This is a genomic window from Mesorhizobium sp. NBSH29 (assembly GCF_015500055.1).
Lineage (GTDB): Bacteria > Pseudomonadota > Alphaproteobacteria > Rhizobiales > Rhizobiaceae > Neomesorhizobium.
Window position 1 is genome coordinate 314,334 of record NZ_CP045492.1, and the last position, 25,624, is coordinate 339,957.

Below are 25,624 nucleotides of genomic sequence, written 5' to 3' on the forward strand. Positions count from 1 at the left end.
CGGGGGAAAAAATTCGGTGCGGTGAACGATTCTGCGACTTTCTCCCCTCAAGTTAGGAAGCCGACGACCTCAACGCATGTACGTCACGAAAAGTTGTAGATCTCATCCGACCACTGTCCTGGAACGGCTCGTTTCAGCCCGCCGCTCGAGAAAAATGCGGTCGCGTGCTGTGGGTGACAGCCGTGCCGCGCGCTCGAACTCGACAGCGGCTTCTTCAAAGCGATATAGCCTGAAAAGGAGATCGCCACGCGCCGCCGGCAGCAGGTGATAGAACCCAACCGCCGGATCTTCTAGGAGCGGATCAAGCAGCGCTAGGCCGGCCTCCGGTCCATAAGCCATCGAAACCGCCACAGCGCGGTTAAGCGCCACCACCGGTGACGGCGTCAACTCGGCCAACCCGTGATAGAGCGCCGCTATCCGTGCCCAGTCTGTATCCTCTGCGACACGCGCTCTGGCATGACAGGCAGCAATGGCAGCCTGGAAAGCATAGGGTCCACGCTGCGGCGCCAGCGATTCAGACCTTTCCAGCGCGGCCAGCCCGCGCCCGATCAACAGATGGTCCCAGCGTGCACGGTTCTGGTCAGGCAGACGAACAGGGTCGCCACTCCCATCCACCCGCGCCTTGAAGCGCGAGGCCTGCAACTCCATCAACGCGACCAACCCGTGAACTTCCGGCTCGTCAGGTGCCAAGCCGGCGAGCACGCGACCAAGCCGCATGGCCTCTTCGCAAAGCTGGGGCCGGATCCAGTCTTCCCCGCTGCTGGCCGAATAGCCTTCATTGAAAATGAGATAAAGAACTTCCATCACCGAGGAGAGCCGGGTATTGCGTGCTTCCCCGCGCGGGATTTCAAAAGCTTCGCCTGAAGCGGCGAGCGCACGCTTGGCGCGCACGATGCGCTGCGCCACGGTTGTCTCCGAGACAAGGAAAGCGCGACCGATCTCCTCGGTCGTGAGACCCCCCAGCAATTTCAGCGTCAGCGCAATCCGCGCTTCCGTCGCCAGCATCGGATGAGAGGCGACAAACATCAGCCCCAGCATGTCGTCGCCGATATCGTCGTCGAGTCGATCTTCGATCTCAGCGGCACCCGAATTATTTTCGCTGTCGAGTTCATGGCCAATCTGGACATGCTTGCGATCAGCCATCGTCTGGCGCCGAAAGTGATCGATAGCACGTCGCTTGGCGGTAGCCGTCAGCCACGCCCCTGGATTGGCAGGCACCCCGGATAGGGGCCACTGCTTCAGCGCAGCGATCAGCGCATCCTGCGCAAATTCCTCCGCCAGCCCTACGTCACGAACCATACGGGCGAGACCCGCAAGAATGCGGGTCTGCTCGATGCGCCATACCGCATCGATAGTGCGGGGGACGTCTCTGGTGTCGATCTTCGCCACGGGGCGAAATAATCATCGAATGGGAAGGGCAGCAAGCTCTGCAGAACGGGTGGTCTGCCCTTAACCCTTCAGATTTTCAGTTTGAGCACGCAGACGCTGTTCCTGTTCGCGGATTTCCGGCGTTGCCAGATCCCCGAAATCATCCATTTCGTAGAGGGTACGAATTTCGATATCCGAATCTTCATTCATGGGATTGGGGCAACGCTTGACCCATTCAATCGCTTCTTCAAGCGAGCGCACCTGCCAGATCCAGAATCCGGCCACCAATTCCTTGGTTTCGGCAAATGGCCCGTCCGTGACCGTACGCTTGTCGCCCGAGAAGCGCACCCGCGCACCTTTGGCGCTGGGCTGGAGACCGTCACCAGCGAGCATGATGCCTGCCTTCACCAGTTCCTCATTGTAGTTCATCATCGCTTCCATCAGACCGTCGTCCGGCATTACGCCGGCTTCGCTCTGCGCAGTTGCCTTTACAATTACCATGAAACGCATTGTCATCTTCCTTGTTTTGTCTGGCACGAAGCCTTTCGAACTGGCTTCTACCACCACGTCGAACCACCGCAGTTCGTTTCGACACGCGGCCAGAATTATTTTCGATCAGTTGACACGCTAGGCTGCTACGGATAACCGCAATTAAACCTCAATTCGTCACTAAGGGCCGATCACACTTGCGCGGGGCTCAATCCCGGCTTTGGTGGCGTCGAATGTTGCCCGACGCCTCCGTAACCCAGTTTCAGCTGCCGGCGCGTGGTGAGACCGCACGATTGTGCGCTCAACGACCACAGGACAAATCTCATGGCACTGCATAAATTTTCAATTGGCCAGACGGTCCGCCTGAAGGGTGGCTTTGGCCTATCCTCCAAAACCGCTGAACTGTACCAGGTCACGGGCACGCTGCCGCCGAAGGATAATTCCCCGCAATACCGCATCCGCAACGATGAGGAACGCCACGAGCGGGTGACGACCGAAGATAGCCTGGAAGAGATCGACGCGGCCGATACAGCCGACTAGCATCGCGCCGGGGAAATTTCGTCAGGAGCGACTGTGCTCAAGCTTTGACGCGCTTCTTTTTGGCTGGCGCCGCACCCTGTTCCGCCAGTTCTGCTTCTTCGCGCGACAGGCGCAATTCTTTCAGCATCGATGTCTTGGCCTTACGCTTCTCGGCTTCAGCCGATTGCTCGGCCATTATTATATCGCGCGCACTCGCCTCGCGTTCCGTTTTGCGGAACTTCAGCTCAGCCCTCGCACGCGCGTCACTGGTTTTGTCGGTCACTGGATATCCTCGGACAAGTTCGGGAAAGTAAGAACCTGATAGCAGAGCCGGTGCGTTTGTTGGGAAATTTGTTCGCCAAGGGGTGCATTTCTAGCGGGACCTGTTAAAGTGCGCGCCACACCGGCCCGTCAATCCGGCGCGCCCCAACGTTTGCCCCGCGCTTCTGCGCATTTGGGCAGGCAAAAAAGTCAGGAAAAAAATTGCAGGTACTCGTCCGCGACAACAATGTCGAACAAGCTATGAGGGTTTTGAAGAAGAAGATGCAGCGCGAAGGCGTCTTCCGCGAAATGAAGGCGCGCCGCTCTTACGAGAAGCCGTCTGAAAAGCGCGTGCGCGAAAAAGCTGAAGCTGTGCGCCGCACCCGCAAGGCAGCACGCAAGCAGGCACAGCGCGAAGGTTTGCTGCCAGCCCCGAAGAAGAAGATTATGCCGGGTCGTCCAGGCGCTCCGTCATCAGCAGCAGCACGCGCCTGATCGGCAGCATGCCTCAAGCTTGAGCGTTTCGCGCCCGCGGCTCGCTCACCCAGCACACGGTGGCATAAGCCACCCAATCAGGTTCGAGGCACATGATCCGTTTCAAGCAGAATCAGGCACCCTCCTCGAAGGAGGAGGCTCGACCAGCAGTCGCGCCCGCCGTTTCAGTGCCGGAAGCGATTCCTGAACAGAATCAGAACGAACCGGCGGCTGCACCGCGCAAGAGCCGGAAGGCAAAAACGTCGGCGCCAGAGCGTCTGCTCTAAAGCGCCCGCACCTCCACCGTCGTTTCGCCACTGAGCTTCATCGCATTGCGAAGCGGCAGGCCAAATCCCGGCGCTTCTATCTCGAACACATCGCCCTGTTCCACCGTGACGCCGTCGGCAAACGACAGCGTCGCTGTGCCAAACATGTGCACATGCACATCGCCGGGCTGGCGGAAGACATCATACTTGAAGTGGTGATACTCGAGATTGGCAATGGTGTGGGACATGTTGGTCTCACCCGACAAAAACGGCTTTTCCCACAGCGTCGTAGCCCCGCGCCTGATGCGCGACATGCCCTGTACATCGCCCGGCAGATCACCGACCAGGATCTCCGGGCCGATCGCCGCATTCCTAAGTTTCGAATGCGCGAGGTAAAGATAGTTGATCCGCTCGGTCACATGGTCAGAAAACTCGTTCGACAGCGCAAAACCGACCCGAAAAGGCGTGCCATCATCACCGATGATGTAGATCCCGGCGATTTCAGGTTCCTCTCCGGCATCGAGCGCGAAGGAGGGCGACATCAGTGGCTGCCCGGGTTCAACCACCATGGTGCCATTGCCCTTGTAGAACCATTCGGGCTGAACCCCTGGGCTGCCGTTTTTCGGCCTGCCTCCCTCGATGCCCATCTGAAACATCTTCATGGAATCGGTGAGTTTTGCTTCCGCATCCGCCTTCTTGTGCATGGCATCGCGCGTTGCGGCGGAGCCGAGATGCGTTAACCCGGTACCGGTGAGATGGAGGTGCGCCGGGTCGGGATGGCGGATGGGCGACAGCACGCGGCCCTCTGAGTAGGCCGTCTCAAGGTCGATGGTTTCGCCAAGCCCGCGCGTCGCTATGACGGCTGCAAGCGGCTTGCCAGCGCGCACAGCTTCAAGCGCCAGCGCATAAACCGACTTGGCGCCCTGCACCGCACGCGCGGAATCTCCCTCACGCACCACAACACAATTAGTGCCGTCGATACCGGTAACTTGTGAAATCAGCATGGTGGTGCCTCCGCCGCCTCAGGACTTGTTCTTGTTGTAGACGTCGAAGACCACGGCGCCGAGCAGCACCAAGCCCTTGATGACCTGCTGCCAGTCGATGTTGACGCCCATGATCGACATGCCATTGTTCATGACGCCCATGATGAATGCGCCGATCACGGCGCCCGCTACCTGGCCGACACCGCCCATGGCCGACGCACCGCCGATGAAAACAGCGGCAATGACGTCAAGCTCGAAACCGAGGCCGGCTTTGGGGGTCGCCGTGTTCAGGCGGGCCGCGAATATGAGCCCGGCAAGCGCTGCCAGCATTCCCATGATGACGAAGATGTAGAAGGTCAGCCGTTCTGTCTTGATGCCAGACAGCGCCGCTGCCTTGACGTTGCCGCCCATCGCGTAGACCCGCCGGCCAAAAGTCATGCGCCGCGTAATGAAGACAAAAAGCGCGATCAGGACGCCCATCACGATCAGCACATTGGGCAGCCCGCGATAGGATGCCAGCATGTAGACGAGGAACAGGATGATGGCGGCTATGATGACGTTTTTGACGGCGAACAAGGCAAACGGCTCTGCCTCATAGCCATGGCTCTCGCGGTCGCTCCTGCTCTTGAGCGCGAAGTACAGCATCGCTGCAACAATCGCGACACCGATCAGCAGGGTGGTCGCATGGAGCTTGGTACCTGCCACGGTGATCGGCCCCACGAAATCGGGAATGAAGCCCGCCGACAGAAGCTGAAACTCGGGCGGGAACGGCCCCACCGACATGCCGCCGAGCAGCGCCAGCGACAACCCCTTGAACACCAGCATCCCGGCAAGCGTGACGATGAAGGACGGGATCTTCATATAGGCGATCCAGTAGCCCTGGCTGGCGCCGATGATCGCACCTACCACCAGGCAGATGAGCGTCGCCAGAAGCGGATCGAGCTTGTATTGCACCATCAGCACGGCCGCCACCGCACCGACGAAGCCCGATACCGAGCCGACCGACAGGTCAATATGGCCGGCCACGATAACCAACAACATGCCAAGCGCCATGATGATGATGTAGCTGTTTTGCAGCACCAGGTTGGTGAGGTTGACCGGCTTGAACAAGACGCCCGACGTCTGCCACTGGAAGAACAGCATGATGGCAATCAAAGCCAGCACCAGGCCATAGTCGCGCAGATTATCCTTCAGGGCCGTCTTGGCCGAGGATTTGGCGTTGCGCTCGGCATTGCTCAGAGTTTCGCTGCTCATGAGGCTTTTCCTTCCCCGCGTACAATGGCACGCATAATCTTTTCCTGGGACGCTTCGCTGGCGGCCATCTCGCCCACCATGCGGCCCTCGTTCATCACATAGATGCGGTCGCAAATGCCAAGCAGCTCCGGCATTTCCGATGAGATGACCAAGATCGCCTTGCCCTCGTCTGCCAGCTCGTTGATCAGCGTATAGACTTCATATTTGGCTCCGACATCAATGCCGCGCGTCGGCTCGTCCAGGATCAGCACTTCCGGGTTGGAAAACAGCCATTTCGACAGCACCACCTTCTGCTGGTTGCCGCCTGAAAGGTTACCTGTTGTCTGGTAGACGCTGGATGAGCGGATGTTGGTGCGCTTTCTGTAATCGTTGGCGACATTGAGTTCGCCCATATCGTCAATCACACCGCCGCGCGAAACGCCCTTGAGGTTGGCGACTGTGATGTTGTGCTTGATATGGTCGATCAGGTTGAGGCCATAGGTTTTGCGGTCTTCGGTGGCATAGGCGAGCCCGTGCGCGACGGCGCGCCCGACCGTCGACGCATCGATCTTCTGGCCGTGCAGAAACACCTCGCCGCTAATCTTCTGGCCATAGCTTTTGCCAAAGATGCTCATCGCAAATTCGGTGCGGCCTGCCCCCATCAATCCTGCTATGCCGACGACCTCGCCCTTGCGCACCGCAATATCAACGCCTTTGATCACCTGCCGATCAGCATGCTGCGGATGATGCACCACCCAGTTTTTCACCTCGAAGATTGTCTCGCCAATATTCGGCGTACGCGCCGGATAGCGGTCGGAAAGCGTTCGACCCACCATCGAGGTGATGATGCGATCCTCGCTGATCGCCTCACGGCCGAGCGTTTCGATGGTGCGCCCGTCGCGCAGGATGGTAATGCGGTCGGCAACTTTTCCGACTTCGTTCAGCTTGTGGGAGATCAGGATGGAGGCAATGCCCTGCTTCTTGAACTCTACCAGCAAATTGAGCAGCGCATCGCTGTCTTTCTCCGACAGGCTGGCCGTCGGCTCGTCGAGGATCAGGAGTTTGACCTCCTTCGACAGCGCCTTGGCGATTTCCACCAGTTGCTGCTTGCCCACGCCAATATTGGTAATCAGCGTATCGGGATCTTCATTGAGGCCAACTTTGGCCAGTAGGCCCGCTGCACCACGGCGCACGGCGTTCCAGTCGATGATACCGAAGCGTGCCCGCTCATTACCCAGATAAATATTTTCGGCGATCGACAGGAGCGGAACAAGCGCCAGTTCCTGGTGGATGATGACGATGCCGCGTCGTTCTGAGTCATGGATGCCGCGAAACCGGCATTCCTGGCCCATATAGTGTATTGCCCCGCTGTAGCTGCCATGGGCATAGACGCCGGACAGCACCTTCATCAGGGTTGATTTGCCCGCACCGTTCTCGCCGACGATGGCATGGATCTCTCCGGCCCTGACATTGAGATTGACGTCCTGCAGCGCCTTGACGCCCGGAAACGTCTTGGTGATGCCACGCATCTCCAGAATGGGTTTGTTCATCACTCATGCTCACTGGAATTCGACAGCCGCAGCCATGGGCCGCGATGCGAAAACCCGGGCTCCGCTGGAAGCGGAGCCCGGGTTGCTTCAGGCCTTACTTAAGGTCTTCGGCCTTGATGTAGCCGGAGCCGACGACGATCTCTTCATAGTTCGTCTTGTCGACCGAGACAGGCACCAGCAGGTAGGACGGAACCACCTTGACGCCGTTGTTGTAGGTCTTGGTGTCGTTGATTTCAGGCTCCTTGCCCGACAAAATGGCATCAACCAGATTGGCGGTGACTTTTGCCAGTTCGCGCGTGTCCTTGAACACGGTCGAATACTGCTCGCCTGCCATGATCGCCTTCACCGAGGGAACTTCGGCATCTTGGCCCGAAATAACTGGCCATGGCTGGTCAGCCGAACCATAACCGACGCCACGTAGCGAAGAGATGATACCGCGCGACAAGCCGTCATAAGGCGCCAGAACAGCATCGACGCGGGTGCCGTCCGAATAATTGGCCGATAGGATGTTGTCCATGCGTGCCTGTGCCACTGCACCGTCCCAACGCAGCGTACCAACCTTTTCCATGCCTGTCTGGCCGGATTTCACCACCAGATCACCCTTGTCGATCAGAGGCTGCAGAACAGACATCGCGCCATCGTAAAAGAAGAAGGCATTGTTGTCGTCTGGCGACCCGCCGAACAGCTCGATGTTGAATGGACCTGGTTTCTCTGGGTAGCCAAGACCCTTGAGTAGCGATTCTGCCTGCAGCACGCCAACCTTGAAGTTGTCGAAGGTGGTATAATAGTCGACATTGCCGCTGTCGCGGATCAGACGGTCATAGGCGACAACCTTGATACCCTTGTCGGCAGCTTGCTGAAGCACGGCCGAAAGCGTGGTGCCGTCAATGGCAGCGATAACCAGAACCTTGACATCCTTGGTCACCATGTTCTCGATTTGCGCAAGCTGGTTTGGAATGTCGTCTTCCGCATATTGAAGATCAGCACCGTAGCCCTTTTCCTTCAGCGCGCTGACCAGCTCATTGCCATCGCTGATCCAGCGCAGAGACGACTTGGTCGGCATGGCGATGCCAACCGTGCCCTTATCCTGCGCTGACGCATGGAACGTCATGGCCGCGAGGCCGAGCGCAAGCACTCCGACAAACGTCTTGATAGATTTCACGTTACTCTCTCCCTTGTGAAAAACGCACGCAGCTTGGCGCCGTTGGCGGTTCATCCCCGCGCAAGCGCAGGGTGAATGATTAATTGGTGCAACCTCCCGATGCGCTCAAGCCGACATTCTTAGCCGTGCTCTGGCGACCCCTTAAAAATTTCGGAATTGGGTATAACTGTCAAATACATTTTCAGCCCTTTGCCATATCAAAAATGATATGCATATCGAGGCATCTTACCGGGGGATCAGAATGTCGCCTTCCACCTTATCAGCCTATCCGTCGTCGGGCGACGACGAGGGATTGCTTCGAAGCGGCCTGAAGCTTCGCCACATGCGCCTCACTGTCGCTCTCGAAGAGCACGGTCAGATCAGTGCGGCAGCCCAGGTGATGAACATATCGCAGCCGGCAGCCTCGAGGCTGATATCTGAGATCGAAGCCATCCTTGGCGTGGATATTTGCGTGCGCCTGCCACGCGGTGTCCAACTCACGCCCTATGGCGTTGCGCTGGCGCGACGTGCCCGCAGCATCCTTTTGGAAATGCGCGAGGTCGACCGCGAGATTTCAGATTTAAAACGCGGTCGTGGCGGCTCGGTTTTTCTCGGCTCTGTCACCGCTCCTGCCATCGATCTGGCGGTGCCGGCCATCCGCAAAATCCGCCAGCAGCATCCCCGGATTGAAATCAGTGTGCAGGTTGAAACGAGTGCTGTGCTGGCGCGCGAATTGCTCGCCTCCCGCCATGACTTCATGATTGGCCGCATTCCCGACGATCTCAATCCGCGCTTGTTTGAAAGCCGCATCATCGGCGTTGAGAAAGCCTGCTTGATAGCCCGGCGCGGCCATCCGCTTTCGACCGGCAGGAAGGTCAGCCTGGAAGAGCTTGCCAAATTCGATTGGGTTTTCCAGCCACGAGGCTCGCTGCTGCGCCAAACAGTGGAAGGCATTTTTGTCAGCCAGGGCGCGCCACTCCCGGACCGTGTCCTCAACACCAGTTCATTGCTGCTAACGCTGGTGATGGTTGCGCAATCTGATGCGATTGCTCCGATTGCCGTGGATGTGGCGCGTTTCGTGAACAGCCGCGCCGGGTTGTCCGGCGCCATCGACATTCTGCCCATTGCCTTTGATATCAACGTCCAGCCATACAGCCTGATCAAGGTGCGCGACCGAACACTTTCACCGGCTGCCGAGTTGATGTACGAGCAAATCCTGCGCGAGATTTGAAGCAGCTGGGACGTAACAGCCATCCAACTGTCCAAATACTTCCCGCACCACTAGAACATTGACTTTAAGCGGACCAATTCCGACCAAGGAGAATTGCATTGACCCTCCAAATTTTCAGTACCAGATCGCTTCACCACCTCGCCGCATTGGCAGCGTCGACCTTGCTGGTGGCAGGCACAGCGCTGGCCCAAGAAGCGCCGGCAGCTGAATCCGCCAAGGGCGATCGTCCAGCCAACGCTTGGATCATCAATTGCGCCAGCGGGGCCAACACCACCAACCTTGAATGCCAGATGTCGCAGAACCTAACCGAGCAGAAAACCGGCCAGCGCGTTCTGACTGTAACCCTGCGCAAACAGCCCAAGGAAGATGGGTATACCATGCTTCTGGCACTGCCGCACGGTCTCTACATCCCCGCCGGAGCATCCTACCAGATCGATGCCAGTGATAAGAAACCCGCGCCTGTACAGACCAGCGATCAAAACGGCGCCTATGCGGCCGTGGTGCTGGATGCTGCCGGTCTGAAGGCGCTGAAAGCCGGCACAACACTCAACATCGGCATGGAATCGACGGCCCGCCAGCCGATCACCATTCCCGTTTCACTTACCGGCTTTTCCGCTGCGGTCGACAAGCTGGCTACGCTTAACTAGGAAGATCAGGAGAGGCGCTGCCTTTGGCGCGGCGCCGCTCTCTGGGAGGGGGAAGCTGAATGCGCAACGTGCCGACGAAAAGCGACCGCCATGCGCAGGGCACGAAAACCCGGCGCGCCGTTTTGGGCGACGCCCATGTCGACCGCGCCGAGGCAGCCCGCACAGATTTCGACGGACCGTTCCAAGATCTTATTACCGAAGCTGCGTGGGGCCATGTATGGTCCCGCGACCAATGGACAAAGCGCGAGCGCTCGATGGTGACCATCGCCCTTCTGGCTGCCCTTGGCCAAGATGAAGAACTGGCCCTGCACATCCGCGCCACCGCTAACACCGGCGCCACCCGCGACGATATCCGCGAGGCGCTTCTGCATGTTGCGATATACGCCGGCGTGCCTGCGGCCAACAGCGCTATCCGGATCGCAAAGAAGACAGTCGACGAGATGGACGACGCATGAATGGGAAGCAGCCTCCGGAGACTGGTGCCTTTTTCGCCCGCGACCGCACCTGGCACGCGCCTGCTCTGACACCCGCCTACAAGACCTCCGTCTTGCGTTCGCCGCAAAAAGCGCTCCTGTCGCTTGATGGCACCATCTCCGAAATCACCGGTCCTGTCTTCGGCCACAGCATTTTGGGCGCACAGGACGACGATCTGATCCACAACTTCGCCAGCCCGGGCGAAAGCGCCATCGGCTCGCGCATCATCGTTCACGGCCGTGTCCTCGACGAGCGCGGCAAGGGTGTAGCAGGCGCGCTGGTCGAAATCTGGCAAGCCAATGCCGGCGGGCGTTACCGCCACAAGAAGGAAGGCTACATCGCCGCGCTCGATCCCAATTTCGGTGGCTGCGGTCGCACCATCACGGATGTCCACGGCTACTACCGATTCCGAACTGTCCAGCCCGGCCCCTACCCTTGGCCAAACGGCCCCAATGACTGGCGTCCAGCACATATCCATTTCTCTATATTCGGCCACGGCTTTGCCCAGCGCCTGATCACCCAGATGTATTTCCAACACGACCCGATGATCTGGAAATGCCCGATCGTCAGCACCATTCCCGACCGTGCTGCCATCGAACAACTGGTCGCAGCGCTCGACATGAACAACACCATCCCGATGGATGCGCGCGCCTACAGTTTCGACATCGTGCTGCGCGGCCGCCGCTCCACCCTGTTCGAGAACCGGAAGGAGGGGAATTGATGGCGCAGTCGCACGTTTTGAAAGAGAGCCCGTCGCAAACGGCCGGCCCCTATGTTCATATCGGCTTGACCCCGAATTTCGCCGAGATCAGCGGCGTCTACCCCCACGACCTCGGCGCAACGATGATTACAGGCGATGCTGCAGGCGAACACATCAACCTATGCCTGCGCGTGCTCGATGGCATGGACGAGCCGATGCGCGATGCGCTGGTGGAAATCTGGCAGGCTGACAACGCCGGTGTCTACAATTCTCCAAGCGAGACCCGAGGCCAAGCCGACCCGCATTTTACTGGCTGGGGCCGCAAGGCTGCCGACCCGCAAAGCGGTGAGTTCCACTTCGCCACCATCAAGCCCGGGCGTGCCCCCCATCCGGATGGCCGCCCGATGGCGCCGCATATCAGCGTATGGATCGTCGCGCGCGGCATCAATATCGGCCTCCACACCCGAGTCTATTTTGCAGACGAGGAGCAGGCCAATACCGAAGACCCGGTACTCGCCCGCATCGAGCACCGCAAGCGTGTCCAGACCCTGATGGCAATCCGCAAAGGCGACACCTACAGTCTCGACATCCACCTGCAGGGCAAACGGGAAACCGTTTTCTTCGATATCTGATGGTGACGGCGTTCGACCACCCGGTACTATCTTCACTTCTGGTTGATCCGGAGGTGGAAAGACTTTTCGGCTTTGAGGCCGAACTTTCCGCGATGCTTTCTTTCGAGCGCGCACTGGCCAAGGTGCAGGCAGCGCATGGCCTGATCTCGAGCGATGCGGCGGCTGCCATTGCGAAAGCGTGCTCCGCCTTCCAGCCTGACATTTCTGCCCTTCGCGCATCGACCCAGCGCGACGGAGTGATCGTGCCCGGTCTCATCAGTCAGTTGCGGGCGGGATTAGATGAGAGCCTCGCCGGCTACGTCCATTTCGGCGCCACCAGCCAGGACGTCATCGACACCGCTTTGATGTTCCGTTTGAAGCCGCTACTGGCCCATTTCGGTACCCGACTGGAAGCACTCGAGACACAGCTCTCAGACCTTTCGACGCGCTTTGGTGAAAACAGCTTGATGGGTCACACCCGGATGCAGCCCGCCCTCGACATCACCGTCGCGGACCGCATCGACAGCTGGCGTGCGCCGCTTCACCGCCATCGCGCACGGCTGGCGAGCTTGGCTTCGTCACTGCTCGTCGTGCAACTCGGTGGCGCAGTCGGAACACTGGACCAGCTGGGCGGAAAGGCAAAAGCCATCCGTGCGAGCCTGGCATCCGAATTGTCGCTTGGCGATGCGCCGCAATGGCACAGCCAGCGCGACCATATCGCCGACCTTTCCCACTGGCTGTCTCTAGTGACCGGAACACTCGGCAAACTCGGCCTCGATATCGCCCTGATGGCGCAGGCTGGTTCCGAAATAGCGCTGTCCGGTGGTGGCGGGTCATCAGCCATGCCGCACAAGCGAAATCCAGTTGCGGCAGAAACAATGATCTCGCTAGCACGCTTCAACGCGGTGCAAGTATCGGCGATGCATCATGCTCTGGTCCACGAGCAAGAACGCTCCGGCGCGGCCTGGACTCTCGAATGGCTGACCCTGCCGCAGATGCTTGCAGCAACCGGCGCCGCCCTGCGCCACGCCGGTAACCTGCTCTCAAGCATCAGTCAGCTCGGTCAGAGATAAAAATCACACGCGTTCGAGCGCGATGGCAATTCCCTGTCCGACGCCGATGCACATTGTGGCGAGTGCACGACGCGCACCACGCAACTGGAGTTCCAGCGCAGCTGTCCCGGTGATGCGCGCACCCGACATTCCAAGCGGATGACCAAGCGCAATCGCGCCGCCATTTGCGTTTATATGTGACGCATCCTCTGCAAGGCCGAGTTCACGCAACACCGCGATCCCCTGCGAGGCGAAAGCCTCATTCAGCTCAATCACATCAAAAGAATCTGGCGTCAGGCCGAGCCTTGCGCACAGTTTCCGGGTCGCCGGCGCCGGCCCCATGCCCATAACGCGCGGCTCCACACCGGCCGCCGCGCCGCCCAGCACACGCGCTATCGGTGTCAGTCCGTATTTCTTCGCAGCCGCCTCCGACGCGATGATGAGAGCTGCCGCACCGTCGTTGACCCCAGACGCATTGCCGGCCGTCACACTGCCTCCTTGCCGAAATGGCGTCGGCAGCCTGGAGAGCGATTCCACTGTGGTGCCGTCACGCGGATGCTCGTCACGGTCCACCACCACCGGATCACCCTTGCGCTGCGGAATGGATACCGGCGTGATTTCCTGCCCCAACCTTCCACTCACCTGCGCCGCGACGGCCTTCTCCTGGCTGCGCACCGCGAAGGCGTCCTGGTCAGCACGGCTGATGCCGTATTGCTCGGCGACATTCTCTCCGGTTTCGGGCATGGAATCGATACCATACTGCTTCTTCATCACCGGATTGACGAAGCGCCAGCCAATGGTCGTGTCATAGATTTCAGCGTTTCGAGAAAAGGCGGTTTCGGCCTTGGGCATGACAAACGGCGCCCGCGACATGGATTCCACGCCACCGGCCACCATCAGCTCGGCCTCGCCGGCTTTGATCGCGCGCGCGGCATTGGTCACCGCATCCATCCCCGATCCACACAGCCGGTTGACCGTCGTGCCCGGCACATCAACAGGCAAACCCGCAAGAAGCAGAGCCATGCGCGCGACATTCCGGTTGTCTTCTCCGGCCTGGTTTGCGCAGCCATAGATGAGATCATCCACCGCCGCCCAATCGACCCCTTGGTTACGTTCCATCAACGCGCGCAGCGGAACCGCTCCGAGATCATCGGCCCGGACAGAGGCAAGCGCGCCGCCGAAGCGCCCGATCGGCGTACGGATATAGTCGCAGATGTAGGCTTCAGTCATGGATACGCCCTGCTTCTCATTTCAATTCCTGCCCATAGTCTAGAAAGGCAGCCCGACATAGTTTTCCGCCATCGCCGTTGTCGCCGCCCGCGATTGAACCAGATAGTTGAGCTCGGCTTCCTGCATCTTGGCACCGAAACAGCCCTCGTCCGGAAATCGGTGCAGAAGCATGGTCATAGACCACGAAAACCGTACTGCCTTCCACACCCGGGATAGCGCACGCTGCGAATAGGCATCAATCCCTGCATGTGACTTCTCAGCGTAAAACTCCCGCAATCCTTCAAACAGATAGTGCACATCGCTAACCGCAAGATTGAGACCCTTGGCCCCGGTGGGTGGCACAATATGGGCGGCATCGCCAACCAGAAAGAGCCTGCCGAAACGCATCGGCTCGGCCACGAAGGAGCGCAGCGGAACGATCGATTTTTCAAACGTCTCGCCTACTGTCACCCGCGCCGCATCTTGTTCGGGCAAACGCCGGCGCAGCTCGTCCCAGAAACGCACGTCGCTCCAGTCCTCCGCCCGTTCGTCAATACCGCACTGAATATAGTAACGGCTGCGGCTGCGCGAGCGCATGGAGCACAGCGCAAACCCGCGTTCATGGTGCGCGTAGATCAGTTCGGGATCGACCGGCGGCACTTCGGCCAACGCGCCGAGCCAGCCAAACGGGTAGACCCGCTCAAACGTTCTGATCGCATCCTGCGGCACCGATTTTCGTGAAACGCCGTGAAACCCGTCACAGCCGACAATGAAGTCGCAATCGATGCGATGCTCCACGCCATCATGCTGGAACGTCACATGGGGGCTGGCGCCATCAAATCCATGCGGCTGGGCATTTTCAGCCTGATAGTAGCTGACGCCGCCATTGCGCGCGCGTTGTTCCATCAGGTCACGCGTCAACTCGGTCTGGCCGTAAACGGTGACACACTTGCCGTCGGTCAGCCCGGCAAGATCGATACGGTGGAGGACCCCGTCAAAGGCCAGCGAAAAGCCATCATGCACCAGGCCTTCGGCATGCAGGCGCTGTGCGGCCTCGCATTGCTCCATCAGGGCGACAGTGCCCTCTTCCAGTACGCCGGCGCGCACCCGGCCAAGAATATGCTCATGGGTGGCGCGGTCGAGCACTACAGCATCAATTCCTGAATGGTGAAGCAGCTGCCCCAGCAGGAGCCCTGACGGGCCAGACCCGATAATCACGATTTGCGTTCGCATGAAGCCCCCCGGTGTGCCCGCAAACCTTAAGTGCAAATAAGGCAGGATCAAACAGGCCTTTGGTTTAAAGGCTATCCGCCTCACAGGCTCGTGGTCAGCCCGCCATCGACAACGATCATCTGCCCGCTAACGAAGGACGATGCCATGGAAGCCAGAAACACCGCCGCGCCTACCAGTTCCTCGACATTGCCCCACCGACCGGCCGGCGTGCGCCCTTCCAGCCATGCGGTGAATTTTGGATCCTCGATCAGAGTCTTGTTGAGTGGCGTCCTGAAATATCCCGGCGCCAGCGCATTGACCTGCAGCCCATGGCGCGCCCAGTCGGCCGACATGCCTCGCGTGAGGTTGCGCACCGCTCCCTTGGTGGCGGTGTAGGGCGCGATGCCGGGCCTCGCCAGCTCGGCCTGCACCGAGGCCACATTGATGATTTTACCGCGACCCCGCGCAATCATGAATCGTGCCACCGCCTGGCCGACATAGAACACGCTCGCCACGTTGGTACGCAGCATCTCATCGAATTTTTCGGGCGGAAAATCCTCGAGCGGCGCACGGTGCTGCATGCCAGCATTGCTGATTAGAATGTCGATCGGCCCGAGCGTCTGCTCCACCTTCTCCACGCCGGTGGCAACAGCCTTCTGGTCGGTGACATCGAACACCGCAGCCGACGCTTCCACCCCCACAGCAAGCAGCCGCGACACCGCCTCCTCAACACGCTCGGAATTGCGCCCGTTGATTACCAAGGTGGCGCCATGAGCACCAAGTCCCTGCGCCAGCGCAAAGCCGATCCCCTGGCTGGAACCAGTGATCAGCGCGCGCTGCCCGGCAAGATCGAAAAGTGGAAATGTCATGGCAAACCCTCCCGCGGCTGTTCGCGTCCGGCCAGCAGTCCGCCACACTTCGGCTGCGAAGAAAAGAGAATTGCCTCCCGACAGGCCGAAATTTGGGTAGACCCGGCCGGGCACCCGATCTATTCCGGAGCATTCCACCTACGGAGTGCAAAACATGCAGCCAATCTGGGCCGTCGGCCTGATGACCGGAACCGTGCTTGACGGCAACATTGATGTCGCGCTGATCCGAACCGATGGTGAGAGCGTTGTCGAATTCGGGCCTTACGCCCTCGCACCCTATGAGGCGGCGATCGTTCGGATGCTGGAAGAAGCACAGCGCCAGGCCCGCATCTGGAATTTCGAAGGCGATGAACCCTCAATTTTCGGCGAAGCCGAAGACGCTTTGACCCGCGCGCAGTCGGCCGCCGTTGCCACACTCGTTGCCGATGCCGGTATGCCCATGACAGATATCGGCGTTGTTGGCTTTCACGGCCAGACCGTGCTCCACCGCGCCCCGACACGCGAAAAAATCGGCCAGACACGCCAGCTCGGCGACGGCCGGCTCATGCATGAACTTCTGGGAGCAAAAGTGGTCTATGATTTCCGCTCCGCAGACATTTCTGCTGGCGGTCAGGGCGCTCCGCTTGCCGCCGCCTATCACGCAGCATTGCTCGGTGCCTCGGGCACCAGCGGCGACACCGCGGTTCTGAATTTAGGTGGCGTTGGAAATATCACCTGGTGGGATGGCAAGGGAGACATCGTGGCCTTCGACACCGGCCCTGCCAACGCCCCGATCAACGATTTTATCAAGGCGCTTGGCCTCGGCGAGATGGACCGCGATGGAGCACTTGCTGCGTGCGGCACGGTCGATGAGACACGGCTTGCAGCTCTGTTGCTCCACCCCTACTTCACCGCACCCTACCCAAAATCGCTCGATCGTTTCGACTTCCTGGCGTCCATGGCTGCCGGCCAGGGACCCGAGAACGGCGCGGCACTGCTCACGGCTTTCGCCGCCTCGGCGGTGGGCAAGGCGCTCGACCTTCTCCCGCGCCGGCCAGGAAAACTCTTCGTCAGCGGCGGCGGCCGTCACAACCCAACTCTGATGGCCATGATCGAACGCAGGGCCAACGTGGAAGCAGTCTCCGCCGACACCATCGGCTGGCGCGGCGATGCGGTTGAGGCCGAATGCTTTGCCTTCCTCGCAGCCCGAACCTTGCGCGGCCTGCCCATCAGCTTCCCCAGCACAACTGGAGTTCCGGCTTCGATGACGGGTGGCAGGATCGCGGGTTGAGCTATGGCGCTACCTGAGGGCTCGCACCTTCAGCCTGCCGCGCTGTCAGTCAGCTTCTTGGAAAGAAACGTTCGCGTACGGCCCAAGGGGAAATTCTCCAGCGCGCCGAACGGATGGTACCCCTGACGCTGATAAACCTTAAGCGCCAGATGATTGAACGTATCGATATAGGACCCATGGCAACCGCGCTGCACCGCTTCTGTCTCTGCGGCATCAAGCATCCGGCCCGCAATTTTCTGGCCTCGCAGCGCCTCGTCTACCCAGAGCCATTGTATATAGAGCCATCCCCACGCGGTGTAGCCGGAAATCCCAGCCACAATTACGCCTGCTTCATCTCGAACGAGCACACAAAGGGCCACCCGCCCGGCCGGTCCGACATCCCCATCATTAAACGCCGATAGCTGCGCGCCCAAATGCGCAAGATCGTCGGCACCAGGCGTTTGGGTAACCTCAAGGCTGTTCGTCATAAGAACTCGCAACGCGACAAGCCAAGTCTAACTTACAATCGAACAAACAAAAACCCTGCCAGCCTTGAGCCCAGCGGGTTGCCGTAGTGCTCCAAAGCATTCAATCTCACCTCAGCCCGATGGACAACTCACGAGCGTGAGACCGCGACCCTATCATCTCCCGCTTCGACAAAATATCCCGTATTGAGCGCCAAAATTATCTAAACAAATTCAATATTTTAGGTAGCACCTTCGCAGATGTGCTCCCGTCTGTTCTTCAATATGAGAGCTTTTTAGAAAGAGCATGTCTTTCGCAATACGTCTGGCATCCGGTAACAACTGCGGCGCCCTCGATCAAGCATCCTTCATTGAAGCAAGCCGTTCCTTTTGGTTAGCATCCATTAAATTAGAGATTTGCAATATCTAGAATAGATAAATAAGAATTCACTTAAATAAACAACAAAACAAAACAGTTAATGGACCATTAGGTTTTTTTGGCTCATAGGTATTGCAGGATGAGAAGTATTTCTTCTGCCTTACTTTTCATGCGCTACGCATCGTCTGGCAGGATAGCTCGCTTGGTGTGTCGGCATTGGTTGGGTCTCCAACAACAGCCGAACAGAAATCGGCATAAGCCTTTAAACATTCGCAGAAGGAACGATTTTATGGCAGCAAAGTTACAAGTACCCGCCGGCACAACCCGGACGTGCACACAAATCCGAGCAACACGCCGCATGATGCTGCTGTGCGCCACCGCGCTAATCGCGAGCAGCAACTTGGCAGCAGCACAGGATATTGTCGACGGTGTGGACCATACAGTATCGTTTAACTACGACACAGCTTACCGGGTAATCAACGAAGGGAGATTGTTTGTCACCGGCCGCGGGCAGGTCGGAAGTGCCTCCGTCTATGACTCTACCTTAAATGTAAACATGGGCGGAATCGTAAAAGGAAATGTATCATCGTATAGATCTACTATAAATATTAACAACGGAAAAACAGGCGACATTACTTCTGAAGATTCAATCGTCAGCATCATAAATTCGAATACGGGATATATGAAATTATACAGCACCTATCTCTATGCGGATGGGATGGTCGCCGATCGATTGACCTTAGGCCGTGTGGACGAATTGACTCAGGTATAGCTTTTGGGGTTCCGCTGACCAATCCAGTCTGATTCATGGATTGTCGACTGATTTGGAGGTCGGCGATGTCCACGAGGATGACGGAAACGGATTGGGCGAACACGCTGGAGGTTTTCCGCGCTTGCCTGCCACGGCGAGGCCGCAAGGCTGCGGACGACCGGCTTTTTCTGGAAGCCATGCACTTCTTCACGGTGGAGAATGTGCGCTGGCGTGCGCTGCCGGAACGCTTTGGCCACTGGAACTCAGTGTGGAAGCGCTTTGACCGGCTGAGCAAAGCCGGCGTGTTCGAAGCCTTCTTCGACACGTTGGCCGAGATGAGCGCATCGGCCCATCTGATCCAGATGTTCGATTCCACCATTGTGCGCGCCCATGTCTCGGCAGCGGGCGCAAAGGGGGGCAGCAAGGCCAGGCGCTCGGCCGCTCGCGCGGCGGGTTCACAACGAAAATCCACGCCAAGGCGGACAATTCGGGCGACATCATTGCGTTCGATCTGACCGGTGGCCAAGTTGCCGACACAACCCGCTTTGAGACCCTGCTCGACATAGGGCCGGACATCACCCCACGTGCCGCGCTGGGCGACAAAGGCTATTCCAGCAAGGCCAATCGTGCAGCCGCGCGGACACGCGGCATCGCCCCGGTGATCCCTCACAAGGCCAACGAGAAAAACAGGCCAGCCTTCTTCGCCCAGACGCTCTACAAGGCGCGCGCCCGTATCGAACAAGGCTTCGGGCGGCTCAAGCGCTTCAAACGCGTCGCCCTGCGATGCGAAAAGACAGCACGAAATTTCCGCTCAATCGTAAGCTTCGCAGCAGGCCTATGCTTGATCAAATTCGTCCACACGGCCTAGGGGCCGGTTCGCACGCAGAAATTAACAATTCGACTATTATTCAGGATGGTCAAAACACGTTTAATATTGGTGATGCGTCTGCTAATATAAGAAACAGCAGCATTACTTCCAGAGCATCCTCCGCAGTGATGGTACGGGACAACGGTGTACTCAATCTGATCGGAACCAGCGTGTACGGATACGGAGCCCAGCACGCAGGCATGCTCGTGCTGAACGGCACCGCAAATGTTCTGGATGGCAGCCATGTCTTTGGCGAGTTTGAGGGCATTAGAATGTGGCAAGCGCATACTGTCACCCCAGAGACCATGTCATTGCATGTGAGCAACTCAACGGTCGAAGGACGTACCGGGGCGGCCGTGATGATTGAGCGGCGCGAGGGCTATCCAGACATACCGGTTGACGTGCTTATCTCTAACGGCGCCCGTCTGATTGGTGGCAATGGCAACATCATTCAGGCTAACGAGCTTAGCATCGCAAGTATCAAGGTAGACAACGCACAACTGGAAGGAAATGTGGCGGCGGCCGAAAGTGCTGACATTGACGTGACAATCCAGAACCATGGCTCGATCAAAGGCACTTTCATTGGCATCGACGCATTAACGCTCAATTCGAGCGGCACCTGGAAGCTGATCGGCGATGATACCATGGGTCACATCGCCATGGGCGGCGGCATCGTAGAACTGAGCGATGGAACGGGCGCCGCCTATAACACGCTGACCCTGAACACACTCGCTGGCAATGGTACCTTCGTCATGGGCACCAATCTTGGTGCCACTGATGGTGATCGCCTGATTGTTGCCGATGCCGGCGGCGCCACCGGCGACCACATGGTGCATGTCAGAAACACCGGCATAGAGCCCTCGGCCTCGCATGAATATATGTTGGTCGACACAAATGGTGGCGACGCCGTATTTGCGTTGCGTGGCGGCTTGGCCGATGTCGGAACCTACAAATACGGCCTCGAGCAACGCGGAGACGACTGGTTTCTGGTCGGAACCAGCCAGACGACGCCTGGAACAGATACTGCAGTTGGCCTGCATGGCATCGGCCCCACAGTATTCTACGGCGAACTTGCGACACTGCGCCAGCGCATGGGTGACCTGCGATTGAACGGTGGCCAGGATGGTACTTGGACGCGAGCTTATGGACGCGGGTTCTCGATCAAATCGGGTGCGGGCCAGGTCTATGATCAGACGCAGTGGGGTGTCTCGGTTGGCGCCGATCGCGAAGTGACATTGGGCGGCGAAACCTTGCTTGTTGGCGGGCTGGCAGGTTTCTCACGCTCGACCATCAAACTTGATGGCGGATCTACCGGCGACGTCAACTCCTATTACGGCGGCCTCTACGCCACGTGGATGCACGACAGCGGCTTCTATGTCGATGGACTGGCAAAGCTGAACAGCTTCCGCGACAAAACCCATGTTGTGATGAGCGACGGTAGCGGTGCCGAAGGCAGCTATAATGCGATGGGCTTCGGCGGTCAGATCGAGATCGGCAAGCACATCAAAATGGGCGAACACACCTATATAGAACCGTTCGCGCAACTGGCCAGTGTCACGATTGGGGGCTCCGACTATCACCTGGACAATGGCATGGATGTCGCCAATGGCTCGATGAACTCACTTCTGGGTCGTATCGGCGTCACGGTCGGACTGAACCATGCACTGGAGAGTGGCGGCGTGTTGCAGCCTTATCTGCGTCTGGCAGTAGCGCAGGAGTTCGCATCCGGCGGCACGCTGCGCGTCAACGAAACTGTTTTCTCCAACGACCTGAAAGGATTCCGCGGGGAAATCGGGGCGGGCCTTGCCGCCCAGATAGCGCCAAATCTGCAAATCACCGGCGACTTTGAATATGCCAGCGGAAAGCATGTCGACCAGGATTGGGGCGTCAATTTCGGGCTGCGCTATAACTTCTAATAGTGCCTGCGTCATCGAGAGGCCGCTGCAGCTTAACGCAGCGGCCTCCGTTCAGAAATCTAATCTACGAGATCAAGTCGACAGAGCGGAAAATTGGGCGCCGAAGGCCACGTCTCGCCTAAATCAAAGCTGACCCATACAGATAGGGTCAATTGAAAATGGCGCCTAAGATTGGCAAGAAATGCTTTTGGAACCCGTACGTCCTCCTGCGCGCCGATTCCCACCGTGAGCTCCGCCTCCGTGACCCGGTACATGTCCAATGCCGTGAATTCCGTCGGTGCGCTATCGAGGTCCAAACCGTTCACGCGCACGGTAATTAACTGGTCAGTGGTCATTAAAACCCAAGGCGCGAGTTTCAACCGGGCTCCTGCATCAGGCACCTGACTGAGCATGAGCATACCGCCGCTGCGGTCTTCGCATTGGATGATCGGATAGCGACTGGTGGGAATAACGGACATCCGAAGATTTCGTTCGAGCGACAGGTGACTGTCTCCATCCGGCTCGGTCACAGTATAATATACCGGTAGAATTTTGCCCATATGAGCGGCAATCTGGTCCTTCGGGACCAAAAACCGAAATGGGTCTGCGTCTGTCGGCTTATCCACTCTATACGCACCAACGGTGCCCGGTTTGCCCCACTGCACCGACAATTCGTCCCCCGGACGCAAATCGGCGCCCGCCGGAACCACGACAGTCGATCCGGCCAACGCGCGGGTTGGGTCGAGTGTGACGGTAGCTCCCGTGCCCGAGGCATTTTCAATGCCTGGCCATGGCAGATCGCGGGGCACCACCTCAGCCTTGACACCAAGCTGAACCTCGTCCGAGAGCTCGCTGCGGTTTCCGGCGCGATCAGTCACATCATAATAGGCATGCGCCGTCCCATTGCCACGCTCGCGGATCATGTCGCCGGTCAAGGCAACAATTATCGGAGAGGCGATATCGTCCACGACAACAGTTTTCGAACCAGCCAGGTATCGCTCGCCGGGATACATGTCCCAGTAGTACCCGATGACATCTCCAGGCATTACGGCATCATAGTCGGGAACCCGGGTTTCTAGCACGTCTCCATTGCTGGAAAGATATTCGATGGTAACCCCTTTGTCCTTTATATTTTCGGGGAAAATAAGATGGTTCGGATTTGCCAGTACGGGGGTCGTCCGATCAATGGTAACTACAAAATCTTCTGAAGGAGTGATCGTATCGTTGATCGACTGAAAGACGTCATATCGTACGCGATGCTCCCCCTCATCTAGAAACCTCTTTGGTATCCTGAAAAAAAGTTCTGGTGGCGGGATGGGTGCAACCCACTGCTTTTCATCAATCTTGGCGTCGTCCCAATAGCACAACAGCGTTTCCGGAAATCCCGGCGAGGGATCTGAATTGTTCCAGAGCGGCAGCTCGGCCCGCAAATCTTCCTCCAGCCCCGAGGCAGGTATCAAACCTGGTTGACCGCCAGTAATATCTTTCAACGCTACTGGTACATCAGGTGCCTGCAGCTCCCCCTTGCCCTCACCGGGCTCATCAAATGAACCGTCGCCACTGCTCGCCATTGTTTGTAACCTCATCAGCTACTTCTCAAGCTAAGTTTGAAATCAAAATGGGCCTGAAGAAGACAATCTCAATTCGAACATGACGGTCGCGCAGATGCGACCGTCATGAAGGCCTGCTATTCAGCTACGTCGGGTTTCGATCGGACAGGATGTCGCCGCATTATACATGGCGACAAAAGCCTCGGATACAGCCGACGTAATCGTTGTGCCGTCTCTGACAAAGGAATACTTTATTGTAGCCCAACCATTGCCAGTTTGCCCTGTATGATAGAGCGGCAGAATGTAGGCATCGTATTCCACTCTCCAGATAAACCCTGTTATGGGTGTATCTCCACCAATGATGACCTTTTCTTCCTTGATTGCCTCCGGAACGAGGTTACCGTTCTCCCAATGATCGAGCGGCGTCCAAGTCAAAGTCAGTTCATCTCCTTCTGACAGATAGTCAGAGAGATCCGGCACCTGGACACGGACAGCGTGCTCAATCGACGGCTCGCTAGGATCATAATCAAGCGACGTGCAGTTCAGCACATCCCATTCCCCAATGGGAACGGTATCTGGGAAAGCAGGTGCTTCGGGCACTACGATATTTGCGCTTACATCAACTTCAGAAATCGGCGAACGCTGATGGTTCGGCGAGTCGCGGTGACTGATCTGGTAGTGAACCGGCAGAGCAGGATTATTGCCTTCTAGTTCAATAGCGCTCCAGGGTACCGATACCTCAATTTCGTCGCCCGGCAGATCGGTTGCCTTCACCACGTATTGCGCGCCAGAGAGACGTAACGTGCTCCAATAGAAATCGATAATTTCGCCCTCGTTCAGCGGGGCATACAGGGGCAGTGTCAGCTTCGCGGCAAGCCCGTTGTCAGCGACTGTCAGCACGTTTTCCGTAGCGGAAACTTCACCAAAAACTTTCGGGGCCACAAGGTTCGGATTTGTCGGATCTGGCCAGTCAGGAAGCTCGGGGCCAATTAAGGAAAAGTCTACAGCGACTTCAACATCAAGGGGGCCGAACTCCATTCCACCGCGTAGAACCTTGTAGCTGACGACAACGCTTACTTCCCCTGTGGCAGCGCCATATTCGGATTTGAGTACACCCACCGGAACCGCCACCGAAATCGGGAAACTGGGGGCAGAGCCAAGTTCCTCAGCACGGAGCACGGAGGTTCCCCAAGTGACTTCAAGTCGGTCCGATGGCTTCCAGTTGTCGAACTCTTCGATTTCCACTGTTGTGCCGGCATAGGCGTCCTCAAGATCGAGGAGACCGTCCTGTGCTAGGGGCACGACGGGATCCTTGAGATTTTCAGGCAGGTCGTCCAAGGCCACGATTACCTTGGTGTATGCTGAAAAACGGCTGCGATTGGTTGCCTTGTCGATCAATACATAAAGGCAATAGCAGCCGCCATCGCCAGTAGCGCGCACAATATTGGCCGGAACAATCAAGTCTTGCGGGGTGCCAAGTTCGCCCACCGCAGCCGGTGGCAGTCCGGTCGGATCCTCGGGCAGAGGCTCGGCTCCCCACCAGACGGCAAACCTGTCGCCGGGTTTTTGCACCCCCGGATGTTCCGGGATGGTAACGACTACGCCATCAGGGTTGGCCACCAGATAATCATCGGTGATGGGCTCCGCCGGGAGCACGGGAGCGGGCGGCTCTGCATTTCCCCACGGAGGCGTGTAGTCGCAAACCATGGGTACCTCTCTGGAATGGATGTCCTCATCGGTCCAAGCGGCGATTGTGTAGCGCAAGCGATAGGGTCCATCCGGCTGCAGACGGTCGGCAGGTACCTTCAACCGAAGTGGAAACGCCTCCGGAGGTGCGGGACTTGTCACTTTCCGTTGGTCGACTCCAACAAATTTATTTTCTTCCCGACCGGTTCCTGTTGCCCATTCCAGGATAGCGGTCTCGTGAAAAGATGGAGGAACGTTGTCGAAGCCTGGCCACTTCTCGATGCTCACAAAGAGACCTTCGCCAGCCGCGATAACATCCTTGTTCAGAGTTCCATCCTGCGGGTCTATAATCGCTCCTGGATCGAAAACGGGATCTTCCAGTGCTTTTCCATGATTTCGCAAAGCCTTTTCCTTGCGGTATGCAACCCGCGTTTCGGCGGCAATTTGTTTTTTGTCGGTCATTGTAATATTCCTGTTCTCTAATTCTGTTCTA

The 25,624-nt window shown here is 58.1% G+C and carries 26 protein-coding genes and 1 pseudogene; 14 read left to right on the top strand and 13 right to left on the bottom strand.

Annotated features, from left to right (window positions below; genetic code table 11):
* Window positions 1-102 precede the first annotated feature (102 nt).
* Window positions 103-1,389: an RNA polymerase sigma factor gene (locus tag GA830_RS01525; RefSeq protein ID WP_308460463.1), complete on the bottom strand. Its 1,287-nt coding sequence runs from the start codon at window positions 1,387-1,389 to the stop codon at window positions 103-105.
* Window positions 1,390-1,449: 60 nt separating this feature from the next.
* Complete coding sequence (locus GA830_RS01530; RefSeq protein WP_195163388.1) at window positions 1,450-1,878, bottom strand: YciI family protein; 429 nt, start codon at window positions 1,876-1,878, stop codon at window positions 1,450-1,452.
* Window positions 1,879-2,181: 303 nt separating this feature from the next.
* Between GA830_RS01530 and GA830_RS01535 the strand changes: the two genes are divergently transcribed.
* Window positions 2,182-2,397 carry a hypothetical protein gene (locus tag GA830_RS01535; protein ID WP_195163389.1) on the top strand — a complete coding sequence of 72 codons (216 nt, stop codon included), beginning with the start codon at window positions 2,182-2,184 and terminating at the stop codon, window positions 2,395-2,397.
* Between the two features lie 37 nt (window positions 2,398-2,434).
* Here GA830_RS01535 and GA830_RS01540 read toward each other — a convergent pair whose 3' ends face one another.
* Complete coding sequence (locus GA830_RS01540; RefSeq protein ID WP_195163390.1) at window positions 2,435-2,659, bottom strand: hypothetical protein; 225 nt, start codon at window positions 2,657-2,659, stop codon at window positions 2,435-2,437.
* Window positions 2,660-2,859: 200 nt separating this feature from the next.
* Between GA830_RS01540 and rpsU the strand changes: the two genes are divergently transcribed.
* Together rpsU and GA830_RS01550 are read left to right on the top strand one after the other, a co-directional pair.
* On the top strand, window positions 2,860-3,132 hold the full coding sequence (gene rpsU / locus GA830_RS01545) for a 30S ribosomal protein S21 (protein WP_195163391.1): 273 nt from the start codon (window positions 2,860-2,862) through the stop codon (window positions 3,130-3,132).
* A 92-nt stretch (window positions 3,133-3,224) separates the two neighbouring features.
* Entirely contained in the window at window positions 3,225-3,398 is a 174-nt protein-coding gene (locus GA830_RS01550; protein WP_195163392.1) for a hypothetical protein, read from the top strand.
* On the opposite strand, the gene araD1 is transcribed toward GA830_RS01550, so the two are convergent.
* From araD1 to chvE, 4 genes are all read right to left on the bottom strand, one after another.
* Complete coding sequence (gene araD1, locus GA830_RS01555; protein ID WP_195163393.1) at window positions 3,395-4,381, bottom strand: AraD1 family protein; 987 nt, start codon at window positions 4,379-4,381, stop codon at window positions 3,395-3,397. The two genes, GA830_RS01550 and araD1, sit on opposite strands and share 4 nt — an antisense overlap.
* An 18-nt stretch (window positions 4,382-4,399) precedes the next feature.
* Window positions 4,400-5,614 (bottom strand): multiple monosaccharide ABC transporter permease, encoded by a 1,215-nt coding sequence (mmsB, locus tag GA830_RS01560; protein ID WP_195163394.1) that lies wholly within the window; start codon window positions 5,612-5,614, stop codon window positions 4,400-4,402.
* On the bottom strand, window positions 5,611-7,143 hold the full coding sequence (mmsA, locus tag GA830_RS01565) for a multiple monosaccharide ABC transporter ATP-binding protein (protein ID WP_195163395.1): 1,533 nt from the start codon (window positions 7,141-7,143) through the stop codon (window positions 5,611-5,613). The genes mmsB and mmsA overlap by 4 nt, the downstream gene beginning before the upstream one ends.
* A gap of 94 nt (window positions 7,144-7,237) precedes the next feature.
* On the bottom strand, window positions 7,238-8,305 hold the full coding sequence (gene chvE / locus GA830_RS01570; protein WP_195163396.1) for a multiple monosaccharide ABC transporter substrate-binding protein: 1,068 nt from the start codon (window positions 8,303-8,305) through the stop codon (window positions 7,238-7,240).
* A 241-nt stretch (window positions 8,306-8,546) separates the two neighbouring features.
* Here chvE and GA830_RS01575 point away from each other — a divergent pair, with 241 nt between their 5' ends.
* The 6 genes from GA830_RS01575 to GA830_RS01600 all read left to right on the top strand — a co-directional run bounded on the left by GA830_RS01575 (window position 8,547) and on the right by GA830_RS01600 (window position 13,020).
* Window positions 8,547-9,515, top strand: coding sequence for a LysR family transcriptional regulator (locus GA830_RS01575; RefSeq protein ID WP_195163397.1), 969 nt, complete (start codon window positions 8,547-8,549; stop codon window positions 9,513-9,515).
* Window positions 9,516-9,613: 98 nt separating this feature from the next.
* Complete coding sequence (locus GA830_RS01580; RefSeq protein ID WP_258045525.1) at window positions 9,614-10,162, top strand: invasion associated locus B family protein; 549 nt, start codon at window positions 9,614-9,616, stop codon at window positions 10,160-10,162.
* A 59-nt stretch (window positions 10,163-10,221) separates the two neighbouring features.
* A complete protein-coding gene (gene pcaC / locus GA830_RS01585; protein ID WP_195163398.1) occupies window positions 10,222-10,617 on the top strand; it encodes a 4-carboxymuconolactone decarboxylase in 396 nt (131 codons plus the stop codon).
* Window positions 10,614-11,357, top strand: a complete 744-nt coding sequence (gene pcaH, locus GA830_RS01590; RefSeq protein WP_195163399.1) for a protocatechuate 3,4-dioxygenase subunit beta — start codon at window positions 10,614-10,616, stop codon at window positions 11,355-11,357. The genes pcaC and pcaH overlap by 4 nt, the downstream gene beginning before the upstream one ends.
* Window positions 11,357-11,968 carry a protocatechuate 3,4-dioxygenase subunit alpha gene (gene pcaG, locus GA830_RS01595; RefSeq protein ID WP_195163400.1) on the top strand — a complete coding sequence of 204 codons (612 nt, stop codon included), beginning with the start codon at window positions 11,357-11,359 and terminating at the stop codon, window positions 11,966-11,968. The genes pcaH and pcaG overlap by 1 nt, the downstream gene beginning before the upstream one ends.
* Window positions 11,965-13,020, top strand: a complete 1,056-nt coding sequence (locus tag GA830_RS01600) for a 3-carboxy-cis,cis-muconate cycloisomerase (protein ID WP_195164711.1) — start codon at window positions 11,965-11,967, stop codon at window positions 13,018-13,020. Before pcaG ends, GA830_RS01600 begins: the two co-directional genes overlap by 4 nt.
* Before the next feature lie 3 nt (window positions 13,021-13,023).
* Here GA830_RS01600 and pcaF read toward each other — a convergent pair whose 3' ends face one another.
* The 3 genes from pcaF to GA830_RS01615 form a co-directional block, all read right to left on the bottom strand.
* On the bottom strand, window positions 13,024-14,229 hold the full coding sequence (pcaF, locus tag GA830_RS01605; RefSeq protein ID WP_195163401.1) for a 3-oxoadipyl-CoA thiolase: 1,206 nt from the start codon (window positions 14,227-14,229) through the stop codon (window positions 13,024-13,026).
* A gap of 39 nt (window positions 14,230-14,268) precedes the next feature.
* Entirely contained in the window at window positions 14,269-15,441 is a 1,173-nt protein-coding gene (gene pobA / locus GA830_RS01610) for a 4-hydroxybenzoate 3-monooxygenase (protein ID WP_195163402.1), read from the bottom strand.
* Window positions 15,442-15,521: 80 nt separating this feature from the next.
* Window positions 15,522-16,289: an SDR family oxidoreductase gene (locus tag GA830_RS01615; protein ID WP_195163403.1), complete on the bottom strand. Its 768-nt coding sequence runs from the start codon at window positions 16,287-16,289 to the stop codon at window positions 15,522-15,524.
* A 154-nt stretch (window positions 16,290-16,443) separates the two neighbouring features.
* Here GA830_RS01615 and GA830_RS01620 point away from each other — a divergent pair, with 154 nt between their 5' ends.
* Window positions 16,444-17,559: an anhydro-N-acetylmuramic acid kinase gene (locus tag GA830_RS01620; protein WP_195163404.1), complete on the top strand. Its 1,116-nt coding sequence runs from the start codon at window positions 16,444-16,446 to the stop codon at window positions 17,557-17,559.
* Between the two features lie 29 nt (window positions 17,560-17,588).
* On the opposite strand, the gene GA830_RS01625 is transcribed toward GA830_RS01620, so the two are convergent.
* On the bottom strand, window positions 17,589-18,026 hold the full coding sequence (locus tag GA830_RS01625; protein WP_195163405.1) for a GNAT family N-acetyltransferase: 438 nt from the start codon (window positions 18,024-18,026) through the stop codon (window positions 17,589-17,591).
* 644 nt (window positions 18,027-18,670) lie between these two features.
* Here GA830_RS01625 and GA830_RS01630 point away from each other — a divergent pair.
* From GA830_RS01630 to GA830_RS01640, 4 genes and pseudogenes are all read left to right on the top strand, one after another.
* Window positions 18,671-19,153, top strand: coding sequence for a hypothetical protein (locus GA830_RS01630; RefSeq protein ID WP_195163406.1), 483 nt, complete (start codon window positions 18,671-18,673; stop codon window positions 19,151-19,153).
* 77 nt (window positions 19,154-19,230) lie between these two features.
* A pseudogene (locus GA830_RS20335) lies at window positions 19,231-19,437 on the top strand (transposase); the annotation flags it as partial.
* Window positions 19,438-19,475: 38 nt separating this feature from the next.
* Window positions 19,476-20,000 (top strand): IS5 family transposase, encoded by a 525-nt coding sequence (locus tag GA830_RS20340; RefSeq protein ID WP_195164712.1) that lies wholly within the window; start codon window positions 19,476-19,478, stop codon window positions 19,998-20,000.
* Window positions 20,001-20,200: 200 nt separating this feature from the next.
* Window positions 20,201-21,916 carry an autotransporter outer membrane beta-barrel domain-containing protein gene (locus GA830_RS01640; protein WP_195163407.1) on the top strand — a complete coding sequence of 572 codons (1,716 nt, stop codon included), beginning with the start codon at window positions 20,201-20,203 and terminating at the stop codon, window positions 21,914-21,916.
* Window positions 21,917-21,975: 59 nt separating this feature from the next.
* Here GA830_RS01640 and GA830_RS01645 read toward each other — a convergent pair whose 3' ends face one another.
* Window positions 21,976-23,466, bottom strand: coding sequence for a hypothetical protein (locus GA830_RS01645; RefSeq protein ID WP_195163408.1), 1,491 nt, complete (start codon window positions 23,464-23,466; stop codon window positions 21,976-21,978).
* 120 nt (window positions 23,467-23,586) lie between these two features.
* Window positions 23,587-25,593, bottom strand: coding sequence for a hypothetical protein (locus GA830_RS01650; protein WP_195163409.1), 2,007 nt, complete (start codon window positions 25,591-25,593; stop codon window positions 23,587-23,589).
* Window positions 25,594-25,624: the final 31 nt, after the last annotated feature.